The organism is Bradyrhizobium murdochi (assembly GCF_000472965.1).
Lineage (GTDB): Bacteria > Pseudomonadota > Alphaproteobacteria > Rhizobiales > Xanthobacteraceae > Bradyrhizobium > Bradyrhizobium murdochi.
Genome location: NZ_AXAU01000027.1, coordinates 13,128 through 24,849, shown reverse-complemented (window position 1 = coordinate 24,849; position 11,722 = coordinate 13,128). Strand labels below are relative to the sequence as shown.

Sequence of the window (11,722 nt, the reverse complement as noted above, 5' to 3'; positions counted from 1 at the left end):
CTGCGGCTTTAGAACAATTAGAATGGCAGGATTTGGTTTCAAGGCCGCGCCGCTTGCGCGACAAACCGTCATGCATAAATCAGGCCCGCTGGTCGATTTTGCCGCATGATTAAGTCTCTGAAAGTTCAGAAACTTTAGTCCGGCCAGGACGTTTGGTTGGTGTGATGATGCCCGGACTGCTTACCTTCCGCATCGCGCGCTTTGCGCGATATCGCGATATCAAGTGAGTGATCGATGAATCGTCGCTTCGCGCTTTCATTAGCCGCCATCGCAGCCGTACTGGTGGCGCTTACCCTCTCCAATATCCGCTACAGCCCGTGGACCAATACAGTCGCCCGCAGCGTCGACCAGCGGGGCCCACTGTCCGACGCCGAGCGCGCAAACATCGAGCTTTTCGAGCGGGTCTCGCCGTCTGTCGTGCAGGTTGCGGCACGATCCTCCATGGCCAATCCCTTTGCCGAAGACGAAAGCCCGGCAACCTCGGGCCCGGCAGCCTCCGGCACCGGCTTTGTCTGGGACAGTAGCGGTCATGTGGTCACCAACAATCACGTCGTGCAAAATGGCCGCGAGGTAGCAGTTCGCTTTGCCTCAGGGGAGGTGGCCCAAGCTTCAATCGTCGGCGTTGCACCGAACTACGATCTGGCGGTGCTGCGGATCCGGAATCCGCGCCAACTGCCGCCGCCGGTGGCGCTTGGCAGTTCTAATGACCTCAAGGTAGGCCAAATTGCATTTGCGATCGGCAACCCATTCGGACTAGATCAATCGCTGACGAGCGGAATCATCAGCGCGCTCAAGCGGCGGCTGCCGACCAGCAGCGGTCGCGAGATCGCCAACGTGATCCAGACCGACACCGCGATCAATCCCGGCAATTCCGGTGGCCCCCTTTTGGACTCGGCGGGACGGTTGATCGGCGTCAACACGGCCATCATCTCGCCCTCCGGCTCCAGCGCCGGCATCGGCTTCGCCATTCCGGCCGATATCGTCAATCGTATCGTGCCCGAGCTCATCAAGAATGGTCGGGTGCCGACCCCGGGGATCGGGATCGTCGCCGCCGGCGAAGCCGTTGCGACGCGCATGGGCGTCGAAGGGGTGATCGTCGTGCGCACCGCGCCCGGAAGTCCGGCCGAACGGGCCGGCATCCGTGGCGTCGATTTCAACTCGGGCGCGCTCGGCGACGTGATCGTTCAAGCCGATGGTAAGCCGGTTCACCGGCTCTCCGACCTGACCGACCAGATCGAGCAGGTCGGTGCAGGCAAAAGCGTCCGCATCACATTGAAACGCGGTTCGGAAACGCGCGATGTCAACGTCGACATCGTGGATATCAGCCGCGGCTAATAGTCCCCTCTGAAGGCAGAATCGTGCCCTGCTGCGGTGCTTGCGTCTTCAGCGCTGGCGCTTTTGTTGCAGCGGGCTGAATGAGTTGTCTCGCGGTGAAAAACCGCTAAAACCCCGCCCAATCCGAACAAGCTAAGGACAAACTGATGAACATTCTTCCCGGCAATATGCGTTTCGGTGCGGGCCAGCCGGTCAAGCGTTTGGAAGACCAGAGACTGCTCACCGGGAAGGGGCAGTTCATCGACGACAAGCCCGACGAGGGCGCGCTCTGGCTCTACGTGCTGCGCTCGCCCCATGCCCATGCCAAAATCGTCTCGATCGATACGACTGATGCCGCCGGGATGCTGGGCGTCCACGCGATCTATACCGGCGCGGAGCTGATCAAGGACGATGTTGGCACCATCCCGACGCTCGCGATCTTCAAGCGGCCGGATGGATCGCCGATGACGGTGCCGCCGCGACGTCTGCTTGCGCATGAAATCGTGCGGTATGCCGGCGAAGCTGTGGCCGCCGTGGTCGCAACATCGCGCGTGCTGGCGCAGACCGCGGCCGAAGCGATCGTGGTCGATTACGAGGTGCTGCCCTCGGTGGTCGACCCTGTCGAGGCGGTGAAGCCCGGCGCACCCGTAGTATGGCCCGAGGCGCCCGACAACATCGTCGCTGCCATGAGCTACGGCAATGCCGCCAAGGTCGAGGAGGCCTTTGCCAAGGCTGCGCATGTGGTCTCGCTCGACCTGGTCAGCCAGCGGCTGGTGCCCTCCGCGATGGAGCCTCGCTCGACGATTGCCGAGATCGAGAAGAAAACAGGCCGATTGATCCTGCACGTGCAGTCGCAAACGCCCGGCTCGACCCGGGATTTGCTCGCGGAATCCATTCTGAAGCGGCCGAAGGACAGCGTCCGCGTGCTGGTCGGCGACATCGGCGGCGGCTTCGGCCAGAAGACCAGCCTCTATCCCGAGGACGGCATCGTTGCTTACGCCGCGACCAAGCTGAACAAGAAGATCCGCTGGCGCGGCGACCGCACCGACGAGTTCGTCGGCGGCACCCATGGCCGAGATCTTACCTCGACCGGCGAATTCGCGCTCGACGCCAAGGGCCGCGTGCTCGCTTACCGCGTGCGTTCGATCGGAGGCACCGGCGCGTACTCGTCGGGGACCGCGAATATCATTCCGCTGGTGCTCGGGCCCTTCGTGCAGACCGGCGTCTACGACCTGCCGCTGGTGCATTTCGAGGTGAAATCGGTGATGACCCACACCGCACCGGTCGGCGCCTATCGCGGCGCCGGGCGGCCCGAAGCCGTGTTCATCGTCGAGCGGCTGATGGATGCTGCCGCGCGTCAGATCGGAATCGACCCGCGTACCATCCGCAAGCTGAACTACATCAAGCCGGCGCAACTGCCCTACACCAATGCGGTCGGGCAGGTGTACGACTCCGGCGCCTTCGCGTACATGCTGTCGCGCGCCTCCGAGCTTTCGGACTGGGACGGTTTTAACGCGCGCAAGAAGGCGGCGAAGAAGAAGGGCCTGCTCTACGGTCGCGGCCTCACCAGCTATATCGAATGGACCGGCGGGCGGGCGCATACCGAAAAGGTCAGCCTGCACGCGACCGCGGAAGGCCGCATTATCCTGCATTCCGGCACCATGGCGATGGGGCAGGGCCTGCAGACCACTTACACGCAGATGATATCCGATACGCTCGGCATCCCCATGGACAAGATCGACGTCGTGCAGGGCGATACCGATCTCGCCACCGGCTTCGGCAGCGTCGGTTCGCGCTCGCTGTTTGTCGGCGGCACGGCGGTTGCAGTTTCGACCAACGACATGATCCAGAAGGCGCGCGAGAAGGCCTCGAACGTGCTGGAAACGTCCATCGAGGATATCGAGTACCGCGACGGCTGGCTGACGGTGGTCGGCACCGACAAGCGCATCAGCCTGTTCGAGATCGCGAAGAACGAAGATGGCGCGCGGCTCTCCGTCGATTCCGAAGGCGAAGTCGACGGCCCGAGCTGGCCGAACGGCACTCACATTTGCGAGGTCGAAATCGATCCGGAAACCGGCGTCAGCAAGGTGGTGCGTTACACCACGGTCGATGACGTCGGCATTGCCGTCAACCCGATGCTGGTGACCGGCCAGGTGCACGGCGGCGTCGCCCAAGGCATCGGGCAGGCGCTCTATGAGGGCGTCGCCTACAGCGAGGAAGGGCAGCTATTGACCGCGAGTTACCTGGACTACTGCGTGCCGCGCGCCGACGACATTCCGCCGATCGCCGTGACGCTGGACGATTCCGCGCCGTGCCGCACCAACCCGCTCGGCGCCAAAGGCTGCGGCGAATCCGGCGCCATCGGCGGCCCGCCCTGCGTCACCAACGGCGTGATGGATGCGTTGAGCGAGCTCGGCATCAAGCAGCTCAACACGCCGCTGACGCCGGCGAAGATCTGGCAGGCGATAAGGGATGCGAGGGCGGGAACGTAAACGTTGTCGTTCCGGGGCGATGCGTAGCATCGAACCCGGAACCTCGAGATTCCGGGTTCGCGCTTTGCGCGCCCCGGAATGACCGAGAGGCACTTACAGCCCCAACACCATCTTTGCGACGATGTCGCGCTGGATCTCTGACGAGCCGCCGAAGATCGTATAGGCCCGGCCGTTCAGATATTCAGGCACGACGGGAAGCAATTCCTCGGGGATTCCCGGCACCTCGTTGAGCCGGTAGAGCGGCCGCATTGGCTCGACATAGAGCCGGTCATTGCCGATCACGTCGACGCCGAGCCGCGTTACCGCTTGGCGGATTTCGCTGACGCGCAGCTTTAGGAGCGATGACACCGCGCCGGGATTTTGCCCGGTCTGCAGCGCCGACAGCACGCGCAATTCCGTCATCTCGAGCGCGTCGATATCGACCTCGATCTCCGACATCCGCACCGCGATATCGGGATCGCCGATGGCGCGGCCGGTCGCGTCAGATTCGGCAAGGCTAGAGACCGTCTTCAGTGCGTCGCGCAGCTTGGCCGAGGCGATGCCGGAGCCGCGCTCGAACTCGAGCAGATATTTGCCGTAGGTCCAGCCCTTGCCTTCCTCGCCGACGCGGTTGGCGACGGGCACCCGTACGTCGTCGAAAAATACCTGGTTGACTTCGTGGTCGCCGCCGATGGTCAGGATCGGCCGCGTCGTAATGCCCGGGGTCTTCATGTCGATCAGGATGAAGGAGATGCCGTCCTGCTGCCGCTCGGTCTCGTTGGTGCGCACCAGCGCGAACATCCGGTTGGCGTGGTGGGCGTGCGTGGTCCAGATCTTGGTGCCGTTGATGATGTAGTCGTCGCCGTCGCGCACGGCGCGGGTTTTCAACGAGGCAAGGTCGGAGCCCGAGCCCGGCTCGGAATAGCCCTGGCACCAGTAATCCTCGCCCGAGAGAATCCGCGGCAAATAAAAGTTCCTCTGCTCGAGCGAGCCGAAGCCGATGATGACCGGGCCGACCATCTTGACGCCCATCACGTTCACATTGGGCACGCCGGCGCGGGCGCATTCGGCCTCAAATATCCAGCGCTGCGCCGGGGTCCAGTCCGGCCCGCCATATTCCACCGGCCAGCCCGGCGCGCCCCAGCCCTTCTTGTGCAGTGCGCGCTGCCAGGCCATGCCGATATCGGGATCGGAGAATACCGAGGGCGTCAGCGCGGTGGCGCGTTTCATCTCCGGCGTCAGGTTGACCACGATGAAGTCGCGCACTTCCTGTTCGAAGGCGCGCTCTTCGGCGCTGAAAGTGAGATCCATCTTGCGCTCCTGTTCAGACGTGGACGCCACGGCCGCCGAGGGCGGCGTGGCGGCGATAATGATGGGCGCTGCCGCCGAACAGCGTCTCGAAGGCGAGCAGCCGCTTGAAGTAGGAGCCGATGTCCAGCTCTTCGGTAACGCCCATCGCGCCGTGAAGCTGTACCGACTGTTCGGCGACGAAGCGCGCGCATTTGCCGATCTTGGCTTTGGCGCCCGAGGCGGCGCGGCTGCGCGCGACCGGTTCGGCATCGGCCATCAGCGCGGCGCGCAGCGCCATCGAGCGCGCCTCGTCGCATTGCATGGCCATATCGGCGAGGCGATGACGGATCACCTGGTTGGCGGACAGCGGCCGGCCGAACTGCTTTCGTATCTTGGTGTATTCCAGTGTCTGGTCGAGCAAGGTCTGCATGATGCCGACGGCTTCGGCACCGAGCGCAGCCATGGCGCGGTCGACCACGACTTCGAGCGCCGGCAGCGCGTCGCTGCCATCGCCGAGCAGGGCATCGGCGGGAAGCTGCACATCCCTGAGTTCGAGGTGGCAGGCCCGGCCGCCGCCGAGGCGGGGGAAATCACGTGAGGTGAGGCCGGCCGCGCCTTGCGGCACCATGAACAGACCGATCTTGCCGCCATCGATGTGCGCCGAGACGATGATCTGCCCAGCGGCGTTGCCGTCGAGCACGGCGATCTTCTGTCCATCGATACGCCAGCCGTCAGGTGTTCTCTTCGCTGTCGTAGCCACCTTGGCAAGGTCGTAGCGCGCCTGTCGTTCGGAATGCGCGAATGTCAGAATCAGTGAACCATCGGCAATTTTCGGCAATAGCGCCTGCTTCTGCGTTTCCGTGCCGCACGCCGAGATCAGCGAAGCGCCGATGACGACGGTGGAGAGATAAGGTTCGGTAACGAGGCCGCGCCCAAATGCTTCCATCAGGATACCGATCTCGATGGCGCCGCCGCCGAGGCCGCCATGTGCCTCGGCAATCGGCAGTGCCAGCCAGCCGAGATCGGCGAACTGCTTCCAGATATCCATGCTGAAGCCGAGCGGGTCGTTCGCGATCATGCGGCGGTGATCGGCGGTGTAAGTCTCGTTGACGAAGCGGTCGGCACTTTCGCGCAGCAATCGCTGCTCGTCGCTCAAAGTGAGGTCCATCTGATTTGCTTTTACCTTTTCTTAGCTGGCCTGTGCCGGTTTCCGGACGGAGGGATGGAGGCCCGCGGGATCCACGATCATTCCGAATTCCTGAAGATTGTGCGCGTGGCAGAGCTGATGCAGCGCGAATGCCTGTTCGATGGCCGCGGGCTGTCCCATCACGTCGACCGAGCGATTGACCGCTTCCTTCGTCAGCTTCAGCGCGAAGGAAGGTTTTGCCGCGATCCTTTCAGCAAGCTTCATCACGAAGGAGGAAAGCTCGTCCCGCGGCACCACGTGGTTGACCATGCCGAGCCGGTGCGCTTCCTGCGCACTCCAGACGTCGGCGGTGAACAGCAATTCCTTGGCCTTGCGCGGACCTAGCTCCCAGGGATGCACGAACCATTCGACGCCGCAGACGCCCATGGTGACCACGGGATCGCAGAACTCGGCATCATCGCTTGCGACGATGAGGTCGCAGGCCCAGGCCAGCATCAATCCGCCGGCGATGCATTTGCCATGCACTTCGGCAATCGTCGGCTTTGCAAGGTTGCGCCAGCGCCGCGTGATCTGCAGATAGATTTCCTGCTCGCGCGCAAAGCGGCCGTGGGCGTTGGGTTCGGCGAACCCGCCCCAATTTCCGACCGGCGGAAAATCCACGCCGGCAGTATTCTTAGCCCCGGGGCGCAGGTCATGCCCTGACGAGAAATGCGGGCCGTTGCCGGCGAGAATGATGACCTTGACCGCGTCGTCCTGCACCGCCTGATCGAAGGCGGCGTTGAGGTCGTAGGTCATCTGCAGGTTCTGCGCGTTGCGCGCCTCGGGCCGGTTCATCACGATCCGCGCGATGCGCGGCTCCGGCCGCTCCACGACAATGGTTTCGAAAGCGGTCAATCGGCCCTCCCTCAATTATTATTATCGGCCATGTTGTTATTTCGGCGAATGATAGGCAAGGGCAATCGGCTGCAAAATGAACCAGAAGCAGGCTCGCGCCTTGCATGCCAGACGCAACCAATCAGATGGGTTGGCGTTGAACTTTCCTTTGGGAGAGTTCGATGCGCAGAGTTTGGACTGTACTGGCGGCGCTGGCGACGCTGAGTCTGACCAATTGCGGCTACAACGCCATCCAGACCAATGACGAGCGGGTCAAGTCGGGGTGGTCAGAAGTGGTCAACCAGTACCAGCGCCGCGCCGATCTGGTGCCCAACCTCGTCAATTCGGTAAAGGGCTTTGCGCAGCAGGAAAAGGACGTGCTGCTCGGCGTCACCAATGCCCGCGCCAAGGTCGGCAGCATCCAGGCCACGCCGGAGGTGCTGAACGATCCCGCTGCGTTCCAGAAATTCCAGTCCGCCCAAAGCGAACTAACGAGCGCGCTGTCGCGGCTGTTGGTCGTCACGGAAAATTATCCGCAGCTCAAATCGGATGCGCTGTTTCGCGACCTGATGGCGCAGCTCGAAGGCACCGAGAACCGCATCACGGTGGCGCGCAACCGCTACATCAAGGCGGTGCAGGATTACAATGTCAGCATCCGCACCTTCCCGAACAATCTCACGGCGATGGCGTTCGGCTACCAGGAAAAGCCGAATTTTGCGGTCGAGAACGAGAAGGCGATCTCGACGGCGCCGAAGGTGGACTTCAGCCCGACGCCGGCGCCCGCCAAGTAGCGGCTGAAAAGGCCACTGCGATGAACGCTGCGAGAGCGTCCCTTCTTGCGTTACTGCTGTGCTGGGCCGCGTCAGCCCTGGCGCTCGTCGCGGTGCCGCCCTTGAGCGGGCGGGTCGTCGATCAGACCGGCACGCTCGCTGCCGGCGACGTTGCCGCGCTGACGCAGCAGCTTAGGGATCTCGAGGCGAGAAAGGGCAGCCAGATCGCGGTGCTGATCGTGCCGACGACGGACGGCGAGGCCATCGAGCAATTCGCGCTCCGCGTCGCGGAAGCCTGGAAGATCGGCCGCAAGAAGATCGACGACGGCGCGCTTCTCGTGATCGCCAAGAATGATCGCCGCTTGCGGATCGAGGTCGGCTACGGCCTCGAGGGCGCGCTAACTGACGCCACCACCAAGCGCATCATCGACGAGGACGTCACGCCAAAATTCAAGAGCGGCGATTTCGCCGGCGGTGTTTCGGCGGGCGTCAACCGGATGATCGCGGTCGCCAATGGCGAGAAACTGCCGGAGCCGGAACCGCCACACTGGCAAAGCCCCGGCCTGTCCAACTATGTCGACCCGCTCAATCCATTTATCCTCGTCCTCGTTTTCATTGTCGGCGGGGTGCTGAGGGCGGTGCTCGGCCGATTCATCGGCGCGGCGGCTACCGGCGGCATTGTAGGCGTCTTCGGCTGGTTCGTTGTGGGATCGCTCGCAGCGGCAATCCTCATCGGTTTTATCGCGTTCGTCGTAAGTTTCCTTGTCCAGAACATGGGCTCGATGGGCCCAAGCGTGGGACGCCGCGGCAGAGACAGTGGATGGGTCGGTGGCAGCGGCGGCTCCTGGTCCGGCGGTAGCAGCTCCAGCGACAGCGGGTTCCGCGGTGGCGGCGGCAGCTTTGGCGGCGGTGGTGCATCGGGGAGCTGGTAGACATGAGCATCGGACGTATCATCAGGCATCTTCTCCAGCATCACTGGCGCCGCCGCCGCGATTTTCCGCCAGCCGTCTTGGCGAGGATCGAACAGGCGATCAAAGCGGGCGAGGCAACTCATTCCGGGCAGGTCCGTTTCGTGGTCGAAGGCGCACTCGACGGCGCACCGCTGTTTCGCAACCAGCCGGCGCGTGAGCGGGCGCTGGACGTCTTTTCGCATTTGCGGATATGGGATACCGCCGACAATAACGGCGTGCTGATCTATCTCTTGCTCGCCGATCACGACGTCGAAATCGTCGCCGACCGTGGGATCGATGCTAAGGTCGGCGCGGCCGGCTGGGAGACGATCTGCAAGGAGATGGAAGCGGATTTCAGGGCAGGGGATTTCGAACGCGGCGTGACCAAGGGCGTCGCGGCGGTGTCGCGCGAATTGGCGACGCATTTTCCGAAGGCGGGCGGCGGGCCGAATGAACTCCCGGATGCGCCGGTGGTACTGTAGCTCGCTACCACTGCCCTAAACCTCTGGATAGTTGGCGCCATCCGTTTCCATAGTGTGAGGCTACCTCTGGACGGCTTGGCCATACCTGCGTGCAATGGCATCAGCGGGCACTGGGTGGTACCGATCAAGGTAGATGCAGTAAGCGGAATGCAAAGCAACGGAACCGGACCCGCGAGCCGGCAGTTGCAAGACAAGGTCGGCGGCGTAACGCCCGCCGGCCTTTTTCTTGATCAAGCGGATAGCGAAACGCTCGACATTGTGCGATTCGTGGCGTCACCTCGCGCGATCAAGTTGCGCTATAGGGTCGCTACTATCCCGCAAGCTGTTCTGGAACTGGACTAGGCTTTTACCGAAGGCCGCTCTCCGACGCGCGCCATCCAGGCCACGATATTGGTGTTCGCCGTATCGAGCGGCTGGCCAACCTGGCCGCCGAAATCGAGCCAGCCATAGAGCAGGATATCCGCCAGCGTGAAACGCTTGCCGCAAATATATTGGCGACCATCGGCCATCTGGCCGTTGAGCCACTGCAGCCGGTTGGCGGCGATCATCTTCAGGCCGGGCGAGGCCCCGGGCGCACAGAGGATGCGCTTCTCGAAAAACTTCAGGCCTTCGCCGAAACGAAAGCCGTTGGCGAGCGGCTCGCAGATGTTGAGGTCGACGCGGCGCGTCCACATCCGGCATTCGGCGCGTTCTTCCGGCGTGGTGCCGATCAGTGGTGGGTTCGGATGCTTCTCTTCGAGATATTCGCAGATCGCGGTGATCTCCGACAGATAGCTGCCATCGTCGAGTTCGAGCGTCGGCATCTGGCCGTGCGGATTGCGCTTCAAATGCTCGGCCTCGCGGTTCTCTCCCTTGCGCAGATCGACCGTCTGCTTCGGCATCTCGATGCCCTTCTCCGCCATAAACATGCGGACGATGCGCGGGTTCGGTCCGACCGAGTCGTATAATTTCATGTTGCTGTCTCTCCCGATGTTTTTTTGCAGGCTTCGTTGTTGAGAGCTGTTCAACAGGCCGCCGTTCCATTTGTCAAATGGGCGGATCACATTCGACGCTGCGGAAAATGTTGCGGGCCGGCAGGCCTAGCTGTCGTCGAGCTTGTTGAGGTCGCGCACCGACTGCATGATCGGCTCGAAATTCGCTCGCGCATCCAGCGCGTCGAATAATTGCGCAGTGTCCGACAACAATCCATGCGAGCGCTGGATCGCGATCCGCACATCCTCCTGCGGCGTGTCGGACAGCCGTCCGTGGCCCGACAGCAGGATCTTTGAGTTCAGGCCCTTCAGCCGCTCCAGCGACTGGATGTAGTCGGCAATGCTGCCAGAGCCGAACACGCCGCCCATCACGCCGCCGGGCATCAGCGTATCGGAGGCGAACAGCAGTCTCTTGTCCTGGTCGAACAGCGTGATGCAGGCCGAGGTATGGCCTGGCGTGTGCATCACGTTGAGGCGGAAATTGCCGAGGTCGATCAGATTGCCTTCTTCCAGCCAGAGATCGATGTTGATCGGCACGTTCGGCTCGTTGAACATCTTGCGCAGCATTGAGAAGTCGTCGCGCAGCATGATCTTGTTGGCAGCGAGCCTGTGCGCGGCGATGAAGGCGCGGCCGTGGAAATGATACGCGGCGCCGATGTGATCGAGATGCTCGTGGCTCAGCACTACCATATCGATATCGTCGGGCTTCACCCCGATGTGATCGAGAGACGTCAGCAGGTGCGGATAGTTCGAGGACAGCCCGACATCGATCAGGATGATGCGCGAGCTTCCGCGCACCAGATAGGCGTTCGCCCCACGGTTCTTGAAGCGGACCTGATAGACGTCTTCGGCGGCCTGGATCAGCGTACAGACGTCGCTCTCGAGCAGCGTCTTGAACGGGCTTGGTCTGCGCTCGCTCATGAACCGCCCGCGGCTCGGAAGGCCACCGTATTGGAGGCCCGCAAGCGCTTGCTGAGCGCATCCATGATCATCAGCGCAAAGGCCGGCTGCTGGCTCACCAGGTAGACGAAGCGGGCGTGATTGATCCGCATCACGCGGGTGTGTGGGGTGGCCGCAATGGCCGTTGCCGAACGCGCCGAGCCGTCGATGACCGCCATCTCGCCGAAGAACTCACCCTTGCCGAGCGTGGCGATGACGGTCTTGCTGGCGCCGTTCATCTTGGCAATCTCGACTTGGCCGTCGAGCACGACGAACAGTTCCCTCCCGGCCGAGCCTTCCTCAAAAATGACGTCATCTACATCAAACTCGTTGATGCATTTCTCGATGGTCATGGTGGCCCCCTGCCTTTCTGGCTGGTCGGTTGCGTCCATGTTAGTCGGGAAAAGAGCCGGCGCAAACGGAACCACGGATGCCGCAAGGCAGCATAGGACACTGGAACGGGATGGCTGACGTGTATCAGGCCAAAACCGGACCGGATCAGTTCCTAAAATTTC

The 11,722-nt window shown here is 62.7% G+C and carries 11 protein-coding genes; 5 read left to right on the top strand and 6 right to left on the bottom strand.

The window, feature by feature from the left end; translation table 11 throughout:
• The first annotated feature begins 234 nt into the window (after positions 1 to 234).
• Both YUO_RS0132905 and YUO_RS0132900 read left to right on the top strand, forming a co-directional pair.
• Positions 235 to 1,335: a S1C family serine protease gene (locus YUO_RS0132905; RefSeq protein WP_028351053.1), complete on the top strand. Its 1,101-nt coding sequence runs from the start codon at positions 235 to 237 to the stop codon at positions 1,333 to 1,335.
• 146 nt (positions 1,336 to 1,481) lie between these two features.
• Positions 1,482 to 3,806: a xanthine dehydrogenase family protein molybdopterin-binding subunit gene (locus tag YUO_RS0132900; RefSeq protein WP_028351052.1), complete on the top strand. Its 2,325-nt coding sequence runs from the start codon at positions 1,482 to 1,484 to the stop codon at positions 3,804 to 3,806.
• A 93-nt stretch (positions 3,807 to 3,899) separates the two neighbouring features.
• Here the strand turns inward: YUO_RS0132900 and YUO_RS0132895 are convergent, their stop codons facing one another.
• The 3 genes from YUO_RS0132895 to YUO_RS0132885 are packed head-to-tail and all read right to left on the bottom strand — an operon-like array spanning position 3,900 to position 7,116.
• Positions 3,900 to 5,096 carry an acyl-CoA dehydrogenase family protein gene (locus YUO_RS0132895; RefSeq protein WP_028351051.1) on the bottom strand — a complete coding sequence of 399 codons (1,197 nt, stop codon included), beginning with the start codon at positions 5,094 to 5,096 and terminating at the stop codon, positions 3,900 to 3,902.
• A 13-nt stretch (positions 5,097 to 5,109) separates the two neighbouring features.
• Positions 5,110 to 6,243, bottom strand: coding sequence for an acyl-CoA dehydrogenase family protein (locus tag YUO_RS0132890; protein WP_028351050.1), 1,134 nt, complete (start codon positions 6,241 to 6,243; stop codon positions 5,110 to 5,112).
• A 21-nt stretch (positions 6,244 to 6,264) separates the two neighbouring features.
• Entirely contained in the window at positions 6,265 to 7,116 is an 852-nt protein-coding gene (locus tag YUO_RS0132885; RefSeq protein ID WP_028351049.1) for an enoyl-CoA hydratase, read from the bottom strand.
• A gap of 161 nt (positions 7,117 to 7,277) precedes the next feature.
• Between YUO_RS0132885 and YUO_RS0132880 the strand changes: the two genes are divergently transcribed.
• Genes YUO_RS0132880 through YUO_RS0132870 form a run of 3 tightly spaced genes read left to right on the top strand, consistent with a single transcriptional unit; the run spans position 7,278 to position 9,297 of the window.
• On the top strand, positions 7,278 to 7,886 hold the full coding sequence (locus tag YUO_RS0132880; protein WP_028351048.1) for a LemA family protein: 609 nt from the start codon (positions 7,278 to 7,280) through the stop codon (positions 7,884 to 7,886).
• A 20-nt stretch (positions 7,887 to 7,906) separates the two neighbouring features.
• Positions 7,907 to 8,797 carry a TPM domain-containing protein gene (locus YUO_RS0132875; RefSeq protein ID WP_028351047.1) on the top strand — a complete coding sequence of 297 codons (891 nt, stop codon included), beginning with the start codon at positions 7,907 to 7,909 and terminating at the stop codon, positions 8,795 to 8,797.
• Between the two features lie 2 nt (positions 8,798 to 8,799).
• Entirely contained in the window at positions 8,800 to 9,297 is a 498-nt protein-coding gene (locus YUO_RS0132870) for a TPM domain-containing protein (protein WP_028351046.1), read from the top strand.
• Between the two features lie 338 nt (positions 9,298 to 9,635).
• On the opposite strand, the gene YUO_RS0132860 is transcribed toward YUO_RS0132870, so the two are convergent.
• The 3 genes from YUO_RS0132860 to YUO_RS0132850 form a co-directional block, all read right to left on the bottom strand.
• Entirely contained in the window at positions 9,636 to 10,250 is a 615-nt protein-coding gene (locus YUO_RS0132860; RefSeq protein WP_028351044.1) for a glutathione S-transferase family protein, read from the bottom strand.
• A 126-nt stretch (positions 10,251 to 10,376) separates the two neighbouring features.
• The gene (locus YUO_RS0132855) at positions 10,377 to 11,189 is read right to left on the bottom strand and encodes an MBL fold metallo-hydrolase (protein ID WP_028351043.1); all 813 of its coding nucleotides are present in this window, start codon (positions 11,187 to 11,189) and stop codon (positions 10,377 to 10,379) included.
• Positions 11,186 to 11,560, bottom strand: coding sequence for a Crp/Fnr family transcriptional regulator (locus tag YUO_RS0132850; protein WP_028351042.1), 375 nt, complete (start codon positions 11,558 to 11,560; stop codon positions 11,186 to 11,188). Before YUO_RS0132850 ends, YUO_RS0132855 begins: the two co-directional genes overlap by 4 nt.
• Between the last annotated feature and the right edge of the window lie 162 nt (positions 11,561 to 11,722).

Bases quoted from the DNA above. Each gene is read 5' to 3' on its own strand.
- YUO_RS0132900 (WP_028351052.1), top strand. From the start codon at position 1,482: ATGAACATTCTTCCCGGCAATATGCGTTTCGGTGCGGGCCAGCCGGTC.
- YUO_RS0132875 (WP_028351047.1), top strand. From the start codon at position 7,907: ATGAACGCTGCGAGAGCGTCCCTTCTTGCGTTACTGCTGTGCTGGGCC.
- YUO_RS0132890 (WP_028351050.1), bottom strand. From the start codon at position 6,243: ATGGACCTCACTTTGAGCGACGAGCAGCGATTGCTGCGCGAAAGTGCC.
- YUO_RS0132860 (WP_028351044.1), bottom strand. From the start codon at position 10,250: ATGAAATTATACGACTCGGTCGGACCGAACCCGCGCATCGTCCGCATG.
- YUO_RS0132880 (WP_028351048.1), top strand. From the start codon at position 7,278: ATGCGCAGAGTTTGGACTGTACTGGCGGCGCTGGCGACGCTGAGTCTG.
- YUO_RS0132855 (WP_028351043.1), bottom strand. From the start codon at position 11,189: ATGAGCGAGCGCAGACCAAGCCCGTTCAAGACGCTGCTCGAGAGCGAC.
- YUO_RS0132905 (WP_028351053.1), top strand. From the start codon at position 235: ATGAATCGTCGCTTCGCGCTTTCATTAGCCGCCATCGCAGCCGTACTG.
- YUO_RS0132895 (WP_028351051.1), bottom strand. From the start codon at position 5,096: ATGGATCTCACTTTCAGCGCCGAAGAGCGCGCCTTCGAACAGGAAGTG.
- YUO_RS0132870 (WP_028351046.1), top strand. From the start codon at position 8,800: ATGAGCATCGGACGTATCATCAGGCATCTTCTCCAGCATCACTGGCGC.
- YUO_RS0132850 (WP_028351042.1), bottom strand. From the start codon at position 11,560: ATGACCATCGAGAAATGCATCAACGAGTTTGATGTAGATGACGTCATT.